16 protein-coding genes are annotated in these 20,576 nt (G+C 71.8%); 6 read left to right on the forward strand and 10 right to left on the reverse strand.

The features are described 5' to 3' along the window. Nucleotides 1–190 precede the first annotated feature (190 nt). On the reverse strand, nt 191–1,573 hold the full coding sequence (locus tag VDQ83_RS01305; RefSeq protein WP_263395289.1) for an L-serine ammonia-lyase: 1,383 nt from the start codon (nt 1,571–1,573) through the stop codon (nt 191–193). 90 nt (nt 1,574–1,663) lie between these two features. Between VDQ83_RS01305 and VDQ83_RS01310 the strand changes: the two genes are divergently transcribed. Both VDQ83_RS01310 and VDQ83_RS01315 read left to right on the forward strand, forming a co-directional pair. Next, nucleotides 1,664–1,897: a glutaredoxin family protein gene (locus tag VDQ83_RS01310; protein ID WP_263398496.1), complete on the forward strand. Its 234-nt coding sequence runs from the start codon at nt 1,664–1,666 to the stop codon at nt 1,895–1,897. Between the two features lie 76 nt (nt 1,898–1,973). Then, nucleotides 1,974–3,578: an amidase gene (locus VDQ83_RS01315; protein WP_455433577.1), complete on the forward strand. Its 1,605-nt coding sequence runs from the start codon at nt 1,974–1,976 to the stop codon at nt 3,576–3,578. 82 nt (nt 3,579–3,660) lie between these two features. Here the strand turns inward: VDQ83_RS01315 and VDQ83_RS01320 are convergent, their stop codons facing one another. The 4 genes from VDQ83_RS01320 to VDQ83_RS01335 form a co-directional block, all read right to left on the reverse strand. Continuing rightward, nucleotides 3,661–4,233, reverse strand: a complete 573-nt coding sequence (locus VDQ83_RS01320; RefSeq protein ID WP_455433578.1) for a GNAT family N-acetyltransferase — start codon at nt 4,231–4,233, stop codon at nt 3,661–3,663. Between the two features lie 198 nt (nt 4,234–4,431). Then, entirely contained in the window at nt 4,432–4,995 is a 564-nt protein-coding gene (locus VDQ83_RS01325; RefSeq protein ID WP_309917991.1) for a YceI family protein, read from the reverse strand. 11 nt (nt 4,996–5,006) lie between these two features. Next, a complete protein-coding gene (locus tag VDQ83_RS01330; RefSeq protein ID WP_455433579.1) occupies nt 5,007–5,573 on the reverse strand; it encodes a cytochrome b in 567 nt (188 codons plus the stop codon). Further along, complete coding sequence (locus VDQ83_RS01335; protein ID WP_455433580.1) at nt 5,570–6,229, reverse strand: YceI family protein; 660 nt, start codon at nt 6,227–6,229, stop codon at nt 5,570–5,572. Before VDQ83_RS01335 ends, VDQ83_RS01330 begins: the two co-directional genes overlap by 4 nt. Nucleotides 6,230–6,467: 238 nt before the next feature. Between VDQ83_RS01335 and VDQ83_RS01340 the strand changes: the two genes are divergently transcribed. Further along, complete coding sequence (locus VDQ83_RS01340) at nt 6,468–10,073, forward strand: ATP-binding protein (RefSeq protein WP_455433581.1); 3,606 nt, start codon at nt 6,468–6,470, stop codon at nt 10,071–10,073. A gap of 178 nt (nt 10,074–10,251) precedes the next feature. After that, entirely contained in the window at nt 10,252–13,797 is a 3,546-nt protein-coding gene (locus VDQ83_RS01345; RefSeq protein WP_455433582.1) for an ATP-binding protein, read from the forward strand. Nucleotides 13,798–13,882: 85 nt separating this feature from the next. Here VDQ83_RS01345 and mdtD read toward each other — a convergent pair whose 3' ends face one another. From mdtD to VDQ83_RS01370, 5 genes are all read right to left on the reverse strand, one after another. Beyond that, complete coding sequence (gene mdtD / locus VDQ83_RS01350) at nt 13,883–15,313, reverse strand: multidrug transporter subunit MdtD (protein WP_455433583.1); 1,431 nt, start codon at nt 15,311–15,313, stop codon at nt 13,883–13,885. A 707-nt stretch (nt 15,314–16,020) separates the two neighbouring features. Further along, nucleotides 16,021–17,091, reverse strand: a complete 1,071-nt coding sequence (hemE, locus tag VDQ83_RS01355; protein WP_455433584.1) for a uroporphyrinogen decarboxylase — start codon at nt 17,089–17,091, stop codon at nt 16,021–16,023. Between the two features lie 10 nt (nt 17,092–17,101). Then, entirely contained in the window at nt 17,102–17,356 is a 255-nt protein-coding gene (locus VDQ83_RS01360) for a WGR domain-containing protein (RefSeq protein ID WP_185815696.1), read from the reverse strand. Nucleotides 17,357–17,754: 398 nt separating this feature from the next. Continuing rightward, a complete protein-coding gene (gene aroB / locus VDQ83_RS01365) occupies nt 17,755–18,879 on the reverse strand; it encodes a 3-dehydroquinate synthase (protein ID WP_455433585.1) in 1,125 nt (374 codons plus the stop codon). Continuing rightward, nucleotides 18,876–19,418 carry a shikimate kinase gene (locus tag VDQ83_RS01370; protein ID WP_263395278.1) on the reverse strand — a complete coding sequence of 181 codons (543 nt, stop codon included), beginning with the start codon at nt 19,416–19,418 and terminating at the stop codon, nt 18,876–18,878. The genes aroB and VDQ83_RS01370 overlap by 4 nt, the downstream gene beginning before the upstream one ends. Before the next feature lie 109 nt (nt 19,419–19,527). Between VDQ83_RS01370 and pdxH the strand changes: the two genes are divergently transcribed. Further along, entirely contained in the window at nt 19,528–20,127 is a 600-nt protein-coding gene (gene pdxH, locus VDQ83_RS01375) for a pyridoxamine 5'-phosphate oxidase (RefSeq protein ID WP_455433586.1), read from the forward strand. Then, nucleotides 20,124–20,576 carry an aminoglycoside 6'-N-acetyltransferase gene (gene aac(6') / locus VDQ83_RS01380; RefSeq protein ID WP_309918013.1) on the forward strand — a complete coding sequence of 151 codons (453 nt, stop codon included), beginning with the start codon at nt 20,124–20,126 and terminating at the stop codon, nt 20,574–20,576. Before pdxH ends, aac(6') begins: the two co-directional genes overlap by 4 nt.

The raw sequence follows: 20,576 nt of genomic DNA on the forward strand, positions 1-20,576 counted from the left end.
GCGCCGTGGCGATCGCGACCGCCGCGGCGAGGCGATTCATCCGCGCAGGCCTGGCGCGGGGGACGCGGTCGCGCGCGTTAGGGGGCGCGCCGATGCCGTGGACTGGGCGCCGCCGGCGCCGGCTTGCCGCGTTCGCAGGCACGCCCCGCGCGCCCCGCTGGTGCATGCAGGCCGCGCCGCGGGCATCAGCTCAGCACTCGATCACGTTCACCGCGAGCCCGCCGCGGCTGGTTTCCTTGTACTTGTCCTGCATGTCGCGGCCGGTGTCGCGCATGGTGCGGATCACCTTGTCCAGCGACACCTTGTGCTTGCCGTCGCCGCGCATGGCCATGCGGCTGGCGTTGATCGCCTTCACCGCGCCCATCGCGTTGCGCTCGATGCACGGGATCTGCACCAGCCCGCCGATCGGATCGCAGGTCAGGCCGAGATTGTGTTCCATGCCGATCTCGGCGGCGTTCTCGATCTGTCCCGGCTTGCCGCCGAGCGCGGCGACCAGGCCGCCGGCGGCCATCGAGCAGGCCACGCCGACCTCGCCCTGGCAACCGACCTCGGCGCCGGAGATGGAGGCGTTTTCCTTGTACAGGATGCCGATCGCCGCGGCGGTCAGCAGGAAGTCGAAGATGCGCTGCTCGTCGCTGCCCGGGCAGAAGCGGTCGAAGTAGTGCAGCACCGCCGGGATGATCCCGGCCGCGCCGTTGGTCGGCGCGGTGACCACGCGCCCGCCGGCGGCGTTCTCTTCGTTGACCGCCAGCGCGTACAGGTTGACCCAGTCCAGCGTGGTCAGCGGATCGCGCATCGCCGCCTCCGGCTTGGACGACAGCTCGCGGTACAGCGCCGGCGCGCGGCGCGAGACGTGCAGGCCGCCGGGCAGGGTGCCTTCCTCGCGGATGCCGCGCGCCACGCAGGCCTGCATCGCGTTCCACAGCTCGCGCAGGCCGGCGCGGATCTCGTCCTCGCTGCGCCAGCATTTCTCGTTCTCGAACATCAGCGCGGCGATGCTCAGGCCGCTGCGCGCGGCCTGCGCCAGCAGTTCGTCGCCGCTCTTGAACGGGTAGGGCAGCGGGGTTTCGTCGGCGACGATGCGGTCGTCGGCAGCGTCGTCCTGGTTGACCACGAAGCCGCCGCCGACCGAGTAATAGTCGCGCGTGGCGATCACCTGCTCGTCGGCGGCGTAGGCGGTGAAGCGCATGCCGTTGGTGTGGTACGGCAGCTTCTGGCGCTTGTTCAGCGCCAGGTCGCGCTTCTCGTCGAAAGCGATGCTGTGCTGGCCCATCAGGTTGATGCGCTTGCTGCTGCGGATGCGTTCGAGCGTGCTCGGGATGATGTCCGGGTCGATCAGGTTCGGGCGCTGCCCTTCCAGCCCGAGCAGCACCGCCTTGTCGGTGCCGTGGCCGCGCCCGGTCAGCGCCAGCGAGCCGAACACCTCGGCACGGATCCGCACCACCTCGTGCAGCCGGCCCGGATCCAGCAGCCAACGGTGCACGAAGCGCTCGGCCGCGCGCATCGGCCCCACGGTGTGCGAAGAGCTCGGCCCGATGCCGATCTTGAACAGGTCGAAGGTGCTGACAGCCATGCGTGCCGGAGAGGTGGTAGGCCAAAGACCGTCTATTCTATGCCCCTGGCCTGCTGCGGACGCCCGCAGCGCAGCATCGGAGCCGCCGCGCTGTCCCTGACCCTGTACCAGCGCGACGATTGCCACCTGTGCGACCTGGCACTGACGGTCCTGGCGCAGGCGCGCGCCGGCGACCTGGAAAGCGTGTTCATCGACGGCGACGCGGCGCTGGAAGCGCGCTACGGCGAGCGGGTGCCGGTGCTGCGCGATGCGGCGGGGCGCGAACTGCAGTGGCCGTTCGATCTCGCGCAGCTCACGGCCTGGCTGGCGGCCGGGCAACAATAGCGGCAGGTCGCGACGCCTGGCGCGGCATCGCACAACAGGTCATTCCGAGCATGGCGACAAACGCAGAGGCGGCGAAATGAGGCTTTCCTACCGTGCCGGCCTGGCGGCGCTCGCGCTGCTGTGGAGCGTCGCCGCGGCGCACGACCATGCGCCGCGCCGGTTCGACCTGCAGACCGCGAGCATCGCCGAGATCAACCGCGCGATCGACAGCGGCGCGTTGAGTTCGGAGCGACTGGTTGCGCTGTCGCTGGCGCGGATCCAGGCCTACGATCCGCAACTGCATGCGGTCATCAGCCTCAACCCGCACGCGCTGGAGCAGGCCCGCGCGCTGGATGCCGAGCGCCGCGCCAGCGGACGCCGCTCGCCACTGCACGGCATTCCGGTACTGCTCAAGGACAACATCAACACCGGCGATCTCCCCACCACGCTCGGCTTCTACGGCCTGCGCGGCGCGGTGCCGTATGCGGACGCGGCGGTGGTCGCGCGGCTGCGCGAGGCGGGCGCCATCATCCTGGCGAAGGTCAACCTGAGCGAGCTGGCCTCGGGGCCGGCGCTGAGTTCGCTGGGCGGGCAGACGCGCAATCCGCACAACCTCGCCTACAGCCCGGCCGGCTCGTCCAGCGGCACCGCCGTCGGCGTCGCGGCCGGCTACGCGCCGGTGGGGATCGCGACCGACACCACCGGCTCGGCGCGCTGGCCTGCCGCGACCAACGGCGTGGTCGGCCTGCGCCCGACCACCGGCGCGATCGGCTATGCGGGCATCCAGCCGAATGCGCCCACGCTCGACGCGGTCGGTCCCATCGCGCGCTCCGTCGCCGATGCCGCGCTGGTCCTGAGCGTGCTGCAGGAGGCGGATCGGCGGCCGGCGGTGGCGCGCGATGCGAGCGGTCGCGATCCCGCCGATGCCATGTTCGGGTTGCGCGCCGATGCCCTGCGCGGTGCGCGCATCGGCTTTCCGCGGCGCGACTTTTCCGGCGACGACCCACAGGTGGACGCGGCGATGCAGGCCGCGCTCGATGCGTTGCGGGCCAGCGGTGCGTCGGTGGTGGAGATCGAACTGCCGCCGTGGCTGCTGCGCCTGAGCGGCGAGCTGCAGGCGATCATCGTGCGCACCGAAGCCGCACCCAGCCTGGATGCGTATCTGCCGGCGTCGTTCCCGCCGCGGTATCCGCAACGCCATGCGGATATCCTGGCGTTGAGCGAGGCGCTCAACGCGTCGACCCCGGCCGGCGCCTTCCCGAATCCGGGGCGCCGCGACGGCTACCGCGAGGAAGCCGCGGCGCTGCCGCCGACCGACGCGTCCTATCTGGCCGCCCGCGAGCAGGGCCGCCAGTTCGTCAAGGCGTCGATGCAGGCGCTGCTGACCCGCGACCGCCTCGACGCGATCGTCTATCCGACCCAGACCATGCGCATCAACCGCATCGGAGAACCCGCGCAGCGCAATGCGCGCGGCTTGTTCGGCAACTTCGGTCCGGGCCTGGCGAGCGTGGCCGGCTGGCCCGAGCTGACCGTGCCGGCGGGGTTCACCGCCGACGGCCTGCCGGTGGGGGTGTCGTTCCTGGGCCCGGAGTTCAGCGAGCAGCGGCTGCTGGGATACGGTTTCGCCTTCGAGCAACGCACGCATGCGCTGCGCCAGCCGGCGGCGACGCCGCCGCTTGCGGGCGAGCGTTTCGACTACTGAGGCGGCGCGCGGAAAGCGGCGATCGCGGTCGGCTGACGCGGTCGGCCCGCTGTCCGCTGTCGCCACAGCAAACGCGCCACGTCTATTCCGATGCCAGGCCGGCTGGAAGCGCGGTGCCGTGCGATTGCTCGCTTGCTAGCGGCGTGGCCGCCTGCCACACGAAACAGCAGATGCGCGTGCCGTCCGCGTCCGTGCGGGTCGGCGCGGGCTGCATGCCGGCCTTGCGCAGCACGCGCAGCGAGGCCAGGTTCTGCGGATACGCGGTGGCGATCGCGTGCCGCAGGCCGAGTTCCTCGCGCGCATAGGCCAGCATCGCACGCGCCGCTTCGGTCGCCAGCCCGCGCCCCCAATGCTCGCGTCTGAACGCGTATTTCAGTTCGGCCTCGGCCTGGCCGGCGGGATGCACCAGCCCGCAGAAGCCGACGGTCTGGCCGCTGGCCCGCTCCACCAGCGCGGACATGCCGTAGCCGCGCGTGCGGTAGTTGCGCTCGGACACGGTCACCCATTCCACGCATTGCGCGCGATCCAGCGGTTCGCCGTCGCCGACCCAACGCATGGCCTCGGCGTCGCCGTAGACCGCGACCAAGGCATCGACGTCGGACAGGCGCAGGTGTCTGCCGGTCAGCCGCGCGGTCTTGAAGATCTCCTTTTCCATGCCGCAAGTGTGGCATGGGCGTCGATGCGCGCTATCGGCCGGCCTCGGCATGCGGGCGCGCAGCGCACGCGGCCTGGCATCGCTGGCAAGACGGTCGGCAATGCCCCTCGCCGCGCCGGTGCGGGCACAAAAAAAGCGGCGGACCCGACGAGGGAATCCGCCGCCCAGTGGCCGCGTGCCGCTGCGGCCGGTGGCGACTCACTTCGCCTTGAACACGACCTTGGTGCTGATCGCGGTTTCGTTGGGGATGGTCTTGGTGTCGGCCCAGTCGCCGCCGCCGACGCCGAAATCCAGGCGCTTGACGGTGGCCTTGCCGGCCAGCACCGGCTGCGCGCCCGGGGTCCAGGTGAAGGTCAGGGTCACCGGCTTGGTCACGCCGCGCAGCTCAAGGGTGCCGTCGGCGGCGTACTGGTTGTTGCCCAGCGCGCGGAACTTGTCGGCGCGGTAGTGCGCGGTGGCGAACTTGGCGACATTGAAGAAGTCGGCGCCCTGCAAGGTCGAGTCGCGGTCGGCATTGCCGCTCTTGGCGCCGGCCAGCGGGATCGCCACGTCGAGCTTACTGGCGGCCAGGTTGGCCGGGTCGAAGCTGAGCTTGGTGTCGAAGCCGGGGAACTGGCCGGTGAACACTTCGCCGTCGTACTTGCTGGCGAACACCAGGCTCGAGCCCGGCGCCTGCACGTAGTCGGCGGCGAATGCGGGGGCGGCGAGCATCGCCACCAGGCTGGCGGCGACGGCGGCGGGGGAGGCGAAACGGGACGACATGCTGGAACTCCTCAGGATTTGGGGCTCAGCCAACCGCGCGGCAACATCCGCGCCAGGGTGGCATCGCGTTGGAACAGGTGGTGGTAGAAGGCGGCGCCGGCATGCGCCAGCACCACCGCGATCAGGATCCAGAAGCCCCATTCGTGCACCGCGTGCGACAGGTCGCGCAGGCGCTCGTCGGGGGCGCTGAGCTTGGGCACGGCGACCAGGCCGAACCAGCGGAACGGGCGCAGGCCGCTGGTCGAGTCGTACAGCCAGCCGGACAGCGGCATGCCGAAGATCAGCACGTACAGCAGCGCGTGGGTGGCGCTGGCGATGCGTTCCTGCCAGCTCGGCGTGCCCGGCACCGGCTTGGGCGCGCCGGCGTACAGGCGCCAGCTCAGCCGCGCGATCACCAGCGCCAGCACGGTCAGCCCCAGCGACTTGTGCGCGGTGTAGACCCAGAAGTACTTGGGCGTCTTCGGCAATTCGCCCATGGTCAGGCCGACCACGCCGAGCAGCAGGATCAGGGCGGCGATCAACCAATGCAGGGTCTGGCTGACGCCGCCCCAACGCTCGGCGGTGTTCTTGGCGGTCATGGCGTGGCGTCCTGGTTGGCGCTGGGCGGGGTGTCGGGATCGGTGGTGGGCGTGGTCGCTGGCGCTGGCTCGGCGTCGGCTCCGCCGTTGCGGGTGGCCTCGGCCTCGATGCGCAGTTCGACCGCGGCGCCGATCACCGACGGCCAGGCGTCGATGCCGAAGTCGGCGCGCTGCAGCGTGGCGGTGGCGGAAAACCCCACGGTGCGGCGGAACGGCGGCAGCGGATGCCGCTTGAGCGCGTTGAGGGTCACCTCCAGCGCGATCTCGCGGCTGACGCCGTGCAGGGTCAGCGTGCCGAACACCTTGGCATGGGTGGCGTCGATCGGCTCGATCCGGGTGGAGACGAAGTGCGCCTCGGGATAGCGCTCGCCGTCGACCAGGTTGCGCGCCAGCGCGGCGCGGTTCCATTTTTCGTCGCCCAGGTCGAGCCGTTGCAGCGGCACCCGCGCATCCAGCCGCGCGCTGCGCCAGTCGTCCGGATCGAACAGCAGGGTGCCGGTGCTGCCGGACACGGTGCCCAGCGCCTTGGAGAATCCGGCGTGCTCGATCGCGAACAGCACGCGGGTGTGCACCGGGTCCAGGGCGTACTGCGCCGGGGCCGCCAGCGCGGCGGTCGGGCAGATCAGCAGCAGGGCGGTGAGGCAGCGCTGGAGCATGGGCGGGCCAGGCGAGGGAGTAGGCCGGATTCTAGGCGCAGTCCGCACCGCCTGCGCCTGTGCTGCGCGCAATGGTTCGTTGCAGGGCGCGCCGGGTGTGATTTTTCGGGTGCCGCGGGGTATAAGAACGCTGCCGCGCAAGGGCGGCACGGAGCGGCTGCGCTGTGCGCGGCCGGCCCCGGCAGTGCGCCGGTGTTCATCCGCCGCCGATCGTTCACTGCCGCTGGAGCCGATGTCGATGCAAATCCCCCGTCCTCGACGCCAGCGGCGCGCCTGGACGCTCGCCTGGCTGCTGGTGCTGGCCTGCTGCTGCGCCAGCGCGCTGGCGGCCGTGCCGGAGCTGCCGCGGTTCCGCGTGCTGGGCGCCGAACATGGGCTGCCGTCCAGCGAGATCTCGCGGCTGGGCCTGGATCGCGACGGCTACCTGTGGGTCGCCAGCGGCGACGGCCTGGCCCGCTACGACGGCCGCGAGTTCCGCGTCTGGCGCCACGACCCGGCCGATCCGCAGTCCCTGCGCTGCAACTACGTGCAGGAACTGCATGTCGATGCGCGCAACCGGGTCTGGGTCGCCTGCGAAGGCGGCGGCCTGAGCGTGCTCGATGCCGGGCGCCGCGGCTTCCGCCATTTCAACATGGCCACGCAACCGGCGCTGCGCAGCGACGACGTGTTCGCGATCGCCAGCCGCGGCGACGAGGTGGTGTTCGGCACCTATGCCGGCGGCCTGTATCGGCTGCCCGCGGACGGGCGCGTGCAGCGCATCCAGGCCGGCGACAGCGAGATCGACGCGATGCTCGACAGCGCGGTGGTGGGTCTGGCGTTCGATGCGAGCGGGGTGCTGTGGGTCGGCACCATCAAGGGCCTGGTGCGCTACGACGGCACGCGCGCCAGCGCCTATCGGCTCCCCGACGCCACCGACGCGCGGCAGAAGGTGGCGGCGGTGATCGCATTGTCCGACGGCCTGTGGGTCAGCGCCAACGGCAATCTGTACCGGCTCGGCGCCGACGGGCGCTGGCAGCGCGCGGACTGGACCGGCGCGTTGCAGCGCGGGGTGCTGTCCATGGCCGAGGACGGCAGCGGCGGCTACTGGCTCGGCAACGGCCAGGGCCTGTGGCACAAGCCGGCAGATGGGCCGTTGCGCCACATCGGCGCGGGCGAAGCGGCGGTGTCCAGCAGCAACGTGGTGGTGGGCATGTTGCGCGACAAGGAAGGCGGACTGTGGGTGTCGTTGCCGACCCGCGGCCTGGGCTACCTGCGCCCGGATTGGCGGCGGCTGGCGGTATTGGGGCAGGCGCACGGACTGGCGCCGGATCTGTATTCCGGACTGGCGCCATCCCGCGATGGCGGCGTATGGCTGGCCGGCAACGGCGGCAACGTCTACAAGCTGCAGCCGTCCAGCGGCGTGCTCAGCGCGCCGGTGTGGACGACCCGCCTGCCCAGCCTGCGCCTGCTGTCGATCCTGGAGGACGGCAGCGGCGAGCTGTGGCTCGGCAGCAGCGCCATGCTGCTGCGCGGGTCGGCCGGCGGTGGCGCGCTGACCGGCTGGGGCCGCAGTTCGGCGGCCGACGCCACCCCCGAGATCGGCATCAACACCTGGATGCGCCAGCGTGCCGACGGCAGCCTGTGGGTGGCCGCCCCCGGCTTCGGCGTGCAGGTGCGCGCGCTCGCCGACGGCCGCGTGCTGGACAACATCGCCGGTCCGCAGCGTGGCCTGGCCGCGGCGGCCGATATCGCCGCGTTCGATCTGGCCCCGAACGGCACGCCGTGGCTGGCCGCCGAGCGTCTGCACTACTGGGATGCCGCGACCGGGCAGTTCCGCGCGCCGCCGGAGTTCGCCGGCGAACGGGTGCAGGCGTTCGCCTTCGCCGATGCGCAGACCCTGTGGGTGCACCGGCTGTCCGGATTGGAACTGTGGCGGCGCGAGGGCGGGCACTGGCGGCAGGCGCACCGCTACGCGGCGGCCGAGGGCGTGCCGGCGACCGAGTCGCAGGGCCTGGTCGTCGATCAACAGGGCCGCGCCTGGCTGGGCATGCGCCGCGGCCTGTTCCGGGTCGACCCGCGGCATGTGCCCGCGGTCCGCGCGTTCGGCGCGCGCGATGGATTGAGCAGCCAGGAAGTGGTCGCGCGCGGGCTGACGATGGCCGCCGATGGGGTGCTGGTGGCGGCTACCGCCGACGGCAGCGTGGCGCTGCTGGACACGCGCCTGCCGGATCCGCCGGCGGTGCCGCTGGCGCTGAGCCTGGAGAGCGTGCAGGTGCGCCGCGGCGAGCGGCTGTTGGCGCTGCCGGTGGTGGGCGGTTTCGCCCTGCAGCCGGACGACCGCGACCTGCGGGTGGTGGCGCGGCTGCTGTCGTTCGTCGATCCGGAGGGGATCGGTTACCGCTTCCGCCTGCCCGGCTACGACCGCACCTGGGTCGCGGTCGGCGCCAGCGGCGAGCGCACGCTGCCGCAGCTGCCGGCCGGCGAACACGTGCTCGAGGTGCAGGCGCGCACCCGCAACGGCGCCTGGTCGCCGACGTTGCGGCTGCCGTTCCGGGTCTATCCGCCGTGGTGGCGCAGCGTCTGGGGCATCGCTGGGCTGCTCGCCGCCGGCGCGCTGCTGCTGCTGGTCTCGCTGCGCGCCTACCGCCGCCGCCTGCGCCGCCAGCATGCCTGGCAACTGGCCTTGCACAAGCAGGAAGTGGCCGAGCAGGCGTCGCTGGCCAAGACCCGCTTCCTGGCTACGCTCGGGCACGAGGTGCGCACGCCGATGACCGGCGTGCTGGGCATGAGCGAACTGCTGCTGGCCACGCCGCTGGACCCCAAGCAGCGTGGCTACACCGAATCAATCCGCCGCGCCGGCACGCATCTGCTGCACCTGGTCAACGACGCGCTGGACCTGGCGCGGATCGAGGCCGGGCGCCTGCAGCTGGACCTGCAGCCGTTCGCGCTGCAGGCGCTGATCGCCGACGTGGTCAACCTGATGGCGCCGCTGGCGCAGGCGCGCGGGTTGCGCTTCGAATGCCACGACACGCTGCCGGGCGCGGTGACCGTCAACGGCGATGCGGTGCGGGTGCGGCAGATCCTGCTCAACCTGGTCGGCAACGCGATCAAGTTCACCGCCAGCGGCTCGGTGACGCTGCACGTGTCGCCGCTGCGCAGCGGGCACGGGCTGTGCGTGGAGGTCGCCGACACCGGCCCGGGCATCAGCGCCGAGCAGCAGGCGCGGCTGTTCCAGCGCTTCGAGCAGGGCGAAGGCCCGCGTACCGCCGCGCGCTACGGCGGCAGCGGGCTGGGCCTGGCGATCAGCCAGGAACTGGCGACGGCGATGGGCGGGCGCATCCAGGTCGACAGCCGGCTCGGGCATGGCGCGCGCTTCCGGGTGACGCTGCCGTTGCGCTGGCGGCCGCAGCCGGCCGAGGCCGCGGTGCCGCTGCCGTTGCCGGTGGTGGCGCAGGCGCAGGCGCCGTTGCGCATCCTGCTGGTCGAGGACGAACCCACCGTGGCCCAGGTGATGGCCGAACTGCTGCAAGGCCGCGGCCACCACGTGGTGTGCGCCGCGCACGGCCTGGAGGCGCTGACCGAACTGACCCAGGCCAGCTTCGATCTGGGCCTGCTGGACCTGGACCTGCCGGCGCTCGATGGCCTGGCGCTGGCGCGGCAGCTGCGCGCGTTCGGCTACGAATTCCCGTTGATCGCGGTCACCGCGCGGTCCGACGGCGAGGCCGAGGCCGCGGCCAAGGCGGCCGGTTTCGCCTGCTTCGTGCGTAAACCGGTCACCGGCGACATGCTGGCCGAGGCGATCAGGGCAGCGATGGAGGTTGAAGCCGGGACTCGGGGCTCGGGACCCGGGACCCGGACGATGTAGGCCAGCACCGGATGGCGCAACGCATTGGCGAACAGTGCATGCGACGCTTTCCGAGTCCCGAGTCCCGAGTCCCGCTACATCTGTTGCCAGCGGCGGCGTTTATCGCCGACGATGGCGAAGGGCATGGGCGACAACGCAGCCCACGCACAGGGAGACGACGATGCGGTCGAGAAGGATCTTGGGGTGGCTGCTGTTGCTGTGGTCGGCGGCGGCCGCCGCGGCGGTGCCGCCGACGCCGCAGCCGCGCCAGCTGACCGTGGCCGACGGCTTGCCGTCCAACAGCATCAACGGCTTCGCCGAAGACAGGCTCGGCTACCTGTGGCTGGCCAGCAGCGACGGCCTGGCGCGGTTCGACGGCCGCGGCTACCGCATCTGGCGGGTCGAGGACGGGCTGCGCGACAACAAGATCTGGACCGTGCACGTCGACGCGCAGAACCGGGTCTGGTTCGGCACCCAGAATGCCGGCATGGGCATGCTCTCGGCGGACCGGCGCACGTTCCGCTACTACGACCGCAGCAACTATCCGCAGATCGGCGGCGGCACGGTCTGGGCGATCGCCTCCACGCCCGACGGCAGCATCTGGTTCGGCACCGCCAACGGCGGGCTGGACCGGCTGCGCGCGGACGGCACGCTGAGCCGCTACATGCCGATGCCGGGCGACGAGCGCAGCCTGCCGTCGCCGGCGGTGATCTCCCTGGCGACCACGCCCGACGGCACGCTGTGGGTGGGCACCCGCGGCGGCGTGGCGCGCTGGACCGGGCACGACTTCGAACGGCTGCCGGCCTCGGCGCTGCCGCGGCCCGAGGTGCTGGGCCTGACCCCCGAGCGCGACGGCACGCTGTGGGTGGCCAGCCAGGGCGGTGCGCGCCTGCTGCGCACCGACGGCAGCGTGGTGGCGCCGTACTGGAGCAACATGCCCAGCGAGAGCGTGCTGGGCATGCTGGTCCACGACCGCCACGGCAATCGCTGGTTCGACACCCTCGACGGCCTGGGCCGCGAGAGCGACGCCGGGCAGATCCACAACGTGCCGCTGTACAGCAACTCCGCGCACGGCCTGGTCAAGCCCAACTGGTCGCTGGCCTTCGAGGACCGCGAAGGCGATCTGTGGTTCGCCAGCTTCAACGCCGGCCTGTGGTACCTGCCGGCCAACTGGCGGCAGTTCTCGGTGCTGTCGCATCGGGTGGACGATCCGGACTCGATGGGCAATCCCTACGTCATCGCGACCGCCGCCTCGCGCGATGGCGGGGTGTGGCTGGCGGGCACGCGCGGCATGCTGGACAAGCTGGATCCTGCCACGGGGACGGTGCGCCACCACATCACCGCGCTGTTCGGGCGCGACTGGTCGCGGGCACTGGTCGAGGACGGCCAGGGCCGGGTCTGGGCGGCGGCGTCGACGGGGGTGTTGCGCTACGATCCGGCCAGCGGCGAGGTGCGGCGCTGGGGCAAGCAGGACGGCGCCGACGCGCCGATGCCCGGCGAGGTCGACCGGATGATGCTCAGCGGCGACGGCCGCGTGTGGTTGTTCGGCGAGATCGGTGGCGCCCAGGTCCGCGACCTGGACGGACACGTGCTGCGCAACATCGCCCCGGGCGCCGACGGGCTGCCGGCGGAGCTGACCGTGGACGATGCCCGGCCGGGCCCGCTGGGCCAGCCCTGGCTGCTCGGCCAGCACGGCGTGCTGGCCTGGGATGCGACCAGCGAGCGTTTCGCGCCGGTGCCGGGCGCGCCGGCGCGGGCGCTGAGCGCCTTCACCATCACCGACGGCAATGTGGTCTGGCTGGCCAGCCTCGGACGCCTGGAACGCTATCTGTGGGACGGCGCGCGGCTGAGCCTGCTCGACCGCATCGACGCCGAACAGGAGTTCCCGTCGCTGGCGCCGAACGGTGTGGTGGTCGATGCTAGCGGCGTGGCCTGGTTGAGCAGCGTGCGCGGGCTGATCCGGGTCGATCCGGCGAGCAAGGCGATCCGCTCCTACAGCGTGCACGACGGCCTGCCCAACCAGGAATTCCGCCCGCAGACCCTGACCCAGGCGCGCAGCGGGCAGATCCTCGGCGGCACCCCGGATGGGGTGGTGCTGTTCGAGCCGACCCAGGTGGTGCCGTCGCGGCGGCAGCCGCCGCTGGTGATCGAGCGCATCGGCGTGCGCCGCGGCGAGCGCGCGCTGGACCTGCTGCATGCCGGCAGCATCGCGCTGCAGGAAGGCGACCGCGACCTGCACGTCGTCGCCCGCCTGCTGTCGTTCTCCGACACCGACGCCAACACCTACCGGTTCCGGCTCAGCGGCTACGACCCGGACTGGGTCGATGTCGGCGCCAGCGGCGAGCGCCTGTTCTCGCGCCTGCCGTCCGGCCACTACACCCTGGAGATGCAGGCGCGCACCGCCGACAAGGTGTGGTCGAAGGTCACCACGCTGCGCTTCCGCGTGCTGCCACCGTGGTGGCGCAGCCCCTGGGGCATGGCCGGGCTGGCGGTGCTGGCGCTGCTGGCGCTGTGGCTGGTGTCCTATCTGTACCGGCGACGCCTGCGCCGGCGCAACGCCTGGCAACTGGCGCTGCACAAGCAGGAGCTGGCCGAGCAGGCGTCGCTGGCCAAGACCCGCTTCCTGGCCACGCTCGGGCACGAGGTGCGCACGCCGATGACCGGCGTGCTGGGCATGAGCGAACTGCTGCTGGCCACGCCGCTGGATCCCAAGCAGCGCGGCTACACCGAATCGATCCGCGGCGCCGGCGCGCACCTGCTGCGCCTGGTCAACGACGCGCTGGACCTGGCGCGGATCGAGGCCGGGCGCCTGGAACTGGACCAGCAACCGTTCGACCTGGGACGGCTGATCGCCGAACTGGAGGCGATGATGGCGCCGATGGCGCACAGCCGCGGCCTGGCGTTCGCGCTGGACAACGCGATGCCGGCCGAGGTCACCGCCAGCGGCGATGCGACCCGGGTGCGGCAGATCCTGCTGAACCTGCTCAACAACGCGATCAAGTTCACCGACCACGGCAGCGTGACCTTGCGCGTGGCGCCGCTGCACGACAACCAGAGCGTGCGCTTCGAGGTCGCCGACACCGGCCCGGGCATCAATGCCGAGCAGCAGGCGCGGCTGTTCCAGCGCTTCGAGCAGGCCGACGGCCCGCGCACCGCCGCGCGCTACGGCGGCAGCGGCCTGGGCCTGGCGATCTGCCAGGAACTGGCGGTGGCGATGGGCGGGCGCGTCGAACTGCACAGCAAGCTCGGCGTCGGCACCCGCTTCATCGTCGACCTGCCGCTGCCGTGGATCCCGGAACCGCTGCAGGCCGGCACCCGCGGCGGGCGCGAGACCCAGGCCGCGACCCGGCCGTTGCGCATCCTGCTGGTCGAGGACGACCCCACCGTCGCCGAGGTCGTCAGCGGCCTGCTGAGCGCGCGCGGCCACCACATCACCCACGCCGCGCACGCGCTGGCGGCATTGACCGAAGCGGCCGGCGGCAGCTTCGACGTGGCCTTGCTGGACCTGGACCTGCCCGGCCTGGACGGCCTGGCGCTGGCGCGGCAACTGCGCGTGTTCGGCTACGAGATGCCACTGATCGCGGTCACCGCCCGTGCCGACGCCGACGCCGAACCGCAGGCGCGCGCGGCCAGCTTCGACGGCTTCCTGCGCAAGCCGGTCACCGGCGACATGCTGGCCGAGGCGATCGAGGCGGTGCTGAGGCCGGGACTCGGGACTCGGGACCCGGGACTCGAAAAGGCGTGATGTCGCAGAGGATCGTTCCGCAGACTTCGTAGCCCAGCCGCCGCGGTGCTGCCACGAGTCCCGGGTCCCCGGTCCCGAGTCCCGACTACTCAGCCACCTCTTCCACCTGCTTGGGATGCGGCCGGGTATCGGGCAGTTGCCAGAAGATCAGCGTCGAGGTCAGGGTGATCGCGCCGACGCAGACGAAGGTCGCGTGCAGCGCCGCGGTGGCGCCGTGGGTGTCGCCGAGGTGGGTGTTGAAGGCCGCCAGCAGGCTGCCCGCGGCCGCGGCGCCGAAGCCGGTGGCCAGCATCATCACCATCGACAGCAGGCCGTTGCCGGCACTGGCCTGGTCGCTGTCCAGGTCGCGCAGCGTCACCGTGTTCATGACGGTGAACTGCAGCGAGTTGACCGCGCCGAACAGCGCCAGCTGCAGCAGCCGCCAGCCCAGCGCCTGGCCGGCGTCGAACAGCACGAAGCTGGCCATCGCCACGCCGACCAGCACGGTGTTGGTCATCAGCACCCGCCGGTAGCCGTAGCGCTCCACCAGCTTCACCGCCGCGCGCTTGGCGGCCATGCCGGCCAGCGCCACCGGCACCATCATCAGCCCCGCGCGCATCGGGCTCATGCCCAGGCCCACCTGCAGCAGCAACGGGATCAGGAACGGCATGCTGCCGCTGCCCACGCGCGCGAACAGGTTGCCGAGGATGCCGATGCGGAAGCTCACCACCTTGAACAGGTGCAGCGGGAACAGCGGCGCGGTGGCGCTGGCCGCGTGCAGCCAGTAGCCGATCAGCGCGGCCAGGCCGGCGATCGCCAGCAGCATCACGAACGCATGGCGCAGGCCCAGCTCGGAGATGCCGTCCAGCGCCAGCGACAGCGCGACCATGCCGAAGGCCAGCATCGCGTAGCCGACCAGGTCGAAGCGGGTGCGCTGCTCGCCGTGGAAGTCCGGCATCACCTTCAGCGCCGCGACGAAGCCGATCGCGCCGATCGGCAGGTTGATCAGGAACACCCAGTGCCACGACGCCACCTGCACCAGCCAGCCGCCGAGCGTCGGCCCGATCAACGGCCCGATCAGCGCCGGGATCGCGATGAAGCTCATCGCGCTCAGGAACTGCTCGCGCGACACCGAGCGCATCACCGCCAGGCGCCCGACCGGCAGCAGCATCGCCCCGCCGATGCCCTGCAGCACGCGCGCCGCGACCAGATAGGGCAGGCGCGGCGCGGCGGCGCACAGCAGCGAGCCGAGGGTGAACAGCACGATCGCGGCCAGGAACGTGCGGCGCGTGCCGTAGCGGTCGGCGATCCAGCCCGACGCGGGGATGAACATCGCCACCGCCAGCGCGTAGCTGAACACCACCGATTGCATCTGCAGCGGGCTCTCGCCCAGGCTGCGCGCCATCGCCGGCAGCGCGGTGTTGACGATGGTCGCGTCCAGCATCTGCATGAAGATGGCCAGCGACACCAGCCACAGCAGCGGACGGAAGCTGCGGTAGTTCGGAACGGAGATCGGATCGGGGGAGGGCGCGGACATCGGTACGCACGGCAACGCGGGGGGTGCATAGGATCGCGCAGATCGCGTGGCGGCGTCGTGCAGCAGCGGGCGGTTGTGGCGCGTGACGAACAGCGCGGCGCCGCTGCGATGGCGGGTCGAGGCGCGTCGCGAGGTGTGCTGTCTTCGGTCTGTACGGGGCTTCGGTGCCGAAGTTGTCCGAAGCCGTCGGGTCCGCCGCTTCGTTCGTCGCGGCTGAAGCCGCTCCTAAAGGGAGCTTGCGGCAAGCCGGCTGGGTGCACTGTAGGAGGGGCTTCAGCCCCGACCGATGCCTGCAGTCGTTGGGTCCACCGCTTCGTTCGTCGCGACTGAAGTCGCTCCCACAGGGAGCTTGCGGTGATTGGCAGGGTGCATTGTAGGAGGTGCTTCAGCCCCGACCGATGGCCGCAGCGGTCGGGTCCGCAGCTTCGTTCGTCGCGGCTGAAGCCGCTCCTACAGGGAGCTTGCGCCAAGCCGGCTGGGTGAACTGTAGAGGGCTTCAGCCCCGACCGATGCCTGCAGTTGTCGGGTCCACCGCTTCGTTCGTCGCGGCTGAAGCCGCTCCTGCAGGGCACACGCAGCAAGCCGGCCGGGTGCACTGTGGGAGGGACTTCAGTCCCGACTGCAGGATGGCGGACGCGCGCGTTGCCTCACGCCGCGATCCGATGGGCGCAAGGCGCCCATCGGTTACGGCGGCTTGGTGCGCGACGCTACGCCTGCGCGCGGCGGCTGTGCCGCTGCACCGCGGCGACCAGCGCGCCGACGTGCTCGGGCTGCATGTCCGGCGACAGGCCGTGGCCAAGGTTGAACACGTGGCCGTCCGCGGAGCCGTTGCCGTCGGCGTAGCTGTGCAGCACGCGCTGCACCTCGCGTTCGATCGCCGCCGGAGAGCCGTACAGCGTCGCCGGGTCGAGATTGCCCTGCAGCGCCACGCGGCCGCCGGTGCGGCGCGCGACCTCGGCCAGGTCGACGGTCCAGTCCACGCCCAGGCCTTCGGCGCCGGAGGCGGCCAACTCTTCCAGGTACGGCGCGTTGCCCTTGCCGAACAGGATCAGCGGGGTGCGCTGCGCGCCGTCGCCGCGCGGCAGTTCGCGGGCGATGCGCTGCAGGTAGGGCAGCGAGAACTCGCGGTACATCGCCGGGCTGAGCACGCCGCCCCAGGTGTCGAACACCTGCAGCGCCTGCGCGCCGGCCGCGCGCTGCGCGGCCAGGTAGGCGATCACCGCATCGGTGTTGACCGACAGCAACTGGTGCAGCGCCGCCGGCTCGTTCAGGGCCATGGCCTTGATCCGCGCGTAGTTGTCGCTGCCGCCGCCCTCGACCATGTAGCAGGCCAGCGTCCACGGGCTGCCGGAGAAACCGATCAGCGGCACGCTGCCGTCCAGTTCGCGGCGGATCACCCGCACCGCGTCCATCACGTAGCGCAGTTCGGTCTCCATGTCCGGCACGCCGAGCCGGGCGATCGCCGCCGCATCGCGCACCGGGTGCTTGAACTTGGGGCCTTCGCCTTCGACGAAATACAGCTCCAGGCCCATCGCATCGGGGATGGTGAGGATGTCGGAGAACAGGATCGCGGCGTCCAGCGGGAACCGTGCCAGCGGCTGCAGGGTCACCTCGCAGGCCAGGTCCGGAGTCTTGGCCATGGCCAGGAAGCTGCCGGCGCGGGCGCGGGTGGCGCGGTACTCGGGCAGGTAGCGTCCGGCCTGGCGCATCAGCCACACGGGGGTCTGGTCCACGGGCTCGCGGCGCAGCGCGCGCAGCAGACGGTCGTTCTTGAGCATGGGGGTTTCCTTAGCGCGGGGCGTCGGCGCCGCGAATGAACATGACCTGGAAGCCGCGCTTGATTTGTGCGTCGCGGGCTTTCTCGAAGGCGGCGTGGGCCTCGTCCTGCAGCAGGTACTGCTCGCGCTTGAGCTGCGCGCGGCCGCCGATCTGGCCGCTCTCGCGCAACAGCTCCCAGCTGCCGAACAGGTCCGGTTGCAGGGTCAGCTGGATGTAGCGGGGCGGCTCGTTGCCGCCGGGGCGTTGCTGTAGGAAGACGCGCATGCCGCCGATTGTACCGATAGCCGGTCGCCGCGGCGTCGGCGCCGGTCGCGCGTTGGGGGACGGGTAGGGAAGCGGGGAGGACGTCTGTGCCGCGATCGTCGGGCGGCCGCGGCAGCAGGCGGCTGACGCGACGCGTGCATGTGTCGGCGCGCTGAACCATGGACGACGCGCGACGTCCCGCGGCGAGCGCGTCTTGGCGCAGGCCTGCGCCCCGGGCGCCTTGCAGGGCACGCACGCATGGCGATCTGGCTGGATGCTCTGTGGGAGGGACTTCAGTCCCGACGCTGGCCGACGGCGTGAGGCCCACGCTTAGCTGGTCGCGACTGAAGTCGCTCCCACATGGACGTGCGGCGAGCCGGCCGCGAGGGCCGACGGATGCCTTGGCGCGGCAGGCTGCGCTACGCCGCGGCCTGCACTGCAGCGTCCAGCACCGCCAGCACCGCCGCCTCGTCCACGTCCGGGACCACCTCGGCATGGCCGATGCCGCGCCACAGCACCAGCCGCAGGCGCCCGGCGATGTTCTTCTTGTCCAGCCGCATCCGTTCCAGCAGTGCCTGCGGCGCCAATCCGGCCGGCAGCGCGGTGGGCAGTTCGAAGTCGGTCAGCAGCGCGCGCAGCCGCGCGCTGTCCTGCGCCGTGGCCATGCCCAGCTGCGCCGACAGTTCTGCCGCCAGCACCATGCCGACCGCCACCGCTTCGCCGTGGTTGAGGTTGTCGTTGCCGGGCGCGCCGTAGCCCTGTTCGGTCTCGATCGCGTGGCCGAAGGTGTGGCCGAGGTTGAGCAGGGCGCGCTCGCCCTTCTCCAACGGGTCGCGGGCCACGATCTCGGCCTTGTGCTCGCAGCTGCGCGCGATCGCCTGCGCCAGCGCGGCCGGCTCGGCGTCCAGCAGCGCGCGGCGCTCGGCGTGCAGCCATTCGAAGAACAGCGGGTCGCGGATCGCGCCGTACTTGATCACCTCGGCCAGGCCGGCGCGCAGTTCGCGCGGCGGCAGGCTGCGCAGCGCGGCGGTATCGGCCAGCACCGCGCGCGGCGGGTGGAACGCGCCGACCAAGTTCTTGCCCTGCGCGATGTCCACCGCGGTCTTGCCACCGACCGAGGAATCGACCATCGCCAGCAGCGTGGTCGGCAGCTGCACGCAGTCCACCCCGCGCATCCAGCAGGCCGCGGCGAAGCCGGCCAGGTCGCCGACCACGCCGCCGCCCAACGCCAGCACGCAGGCGTCGCGGGTGGCGCCGAGCTCGGCCAGCGCGGCGATCGCCGCGCCGAAACTGTCCAGGGTCTTGGAGGCCTCGCCGGCCGGGATCACCAGCGCGCCGATCTTCAGCTCCGGGCGCGCGGCCAGCAGCGCGCCGCGCACCTGCGCGGCATACAGCGGGGCGACGTTGCTGTCGCTGAGCAGCAGTACGTGGCGGCCGCGCACGTGTGCGGCCAGGCGGCTGCCGTCGTCGAGCAGGCCGGGGCCGATGTGGATGGTGTAGGCCGGGTCGCCATTGACCTGGACAGTGCGCAGGGAAACAGTCATGCAGTGGGTTCCGGAAGCTTCCACGACGCGGCCAGGCGCACGACCAGCTGCGCGGTGGCTTCGGCGGGATTGAGGTGGTCGGTGTCCAGGATCAGGTCGGCGACTTCGCGGTACAGCGGCTCGCGCACCGCGTGCAGCTCGTGCAGCACCCGTTCGCGGTCGCCGCGCTGCAGCAGCGGTCGGCTGCGGTCGCGCTGCAGGCGCTGCAGCTGCGAGGCCACGCTGACCCGCAGGTACACCACGAACCCGTGTTCGCGCATCTCGCGGCGGCTGTCGGCGTCGAGCACCGCGCCGCCGCCGGTGGAGATGAGATGGCCGGGCGTGCTCAGCACGCTTTCCAGCACCGCGCGCTCGTGTTCGCGGAAGCCGGCTTCGCCGGCATGCTCGAACAGCGAGGCGATGCTGGCGCCGGTGCGTTCGACGATGGCCTGGTCGCTGTCGACGAAGACGAGGCTGAAGCGCTCGGCCAGGCGGCGGCCGATGACGCTCTTGCCGGCTCCCATCGGGCCGACCAGCACGAGATTGGGGGCGGGATTCATCCGCCGATGCTAGCAGAGACGCCATCGGCGCAGGCCGGCCGCGGCGGCACGTGCGTCGCGCCGTGCATGGCGCGACAATGGCGCATCGTCCGCCGAGTGCCTTGTCGCCATGCCCGATCTCTACGCCGAAGCCCTGTCCACGTTCGCCGACCTGTTCGCCGAGGCGCGCGGCAGCGACGAGGCCGAATACAACGCGATGGTCGTCGCCTCGGCCACGCTGGAGGCGCGGCCGTCCTCGCGGGTGGTGCTGCTGAAGTCCTACGACGCGCGCGGCTTCGTGTTCTACACCCACCTGGACAGCCAGAAGGGCCGCGAGTTGCAGGCCAATCCGCAGGCTTCGCTGTTGTTCCTGTGGCGGCGCATGCGCGAGGACGGCGTGCAGGTGCGCATCGACGGCGAGGTGCAACTGGTCGCCGCCGCCGAGGCCGATGCGTACTTCGCTTCGCGCCCGCGCATGAGCCAGATCGGCGCGTGGGCCTCGGCGCAGTCGCGGACCCTGCAGTCGCGCGAGGAATTCGAGGAGCGCGTAGCCAAGGCCGAAGCCAGCTTCGAGGGCCGCGAGGTGCCGCGCCCGGAAGGCTGGAGCGGCTTCCGCGTGGTGCCGCGCAGTTTCGAGTTCTGGTACGGCGGCAAGTTCCGCCTGCACGAGCGCTGGCGCTACGATGCCGACGCCGCCGGCTACTGGTCCAAGCGGATGCTGTTCCCGTGAGCGATGCCTTTTCGGTCCGCGCCGCCGGCGCCGCCGACCTGCGCGTGTGGGCGGCGCTGCGGATGGCGTTGTGGCCGGACGAGAGCGACGCGTTCGGCGGCGTGGCCGAAGCCTTGCAGCGCGAGGATGCGGCCAACTTCCTGGCCTTCGACGGCGACGGTCAGGCGATCGGCTTCGCCGACGCCACCCTGCGCCAGGACTACGTCAACGGCACCGACAGTTCGCCGGTGGGCTTTCTGGAAGGCTGGTACGTGGCGCCGCAATGGCGCGGCCGCGGCGTCGGCCGCGCGCTGTTGCGCGAAGTGCTGGACTGGACCCGCGCGCAGGGCTGCAGCGAACTGGCCTCCGATGCGCTGATCGACGACGCCGCGGCGCAGGCCGCGCACCGCGCCTGCGGTTTCGAGGAAACCGAGCGCGTGGTGTATTTCCGCATGCCGGTGGTGGACTGA

The organism is Xanthomonas sp. WHRI 7945 (assembly GCF_035026585.1).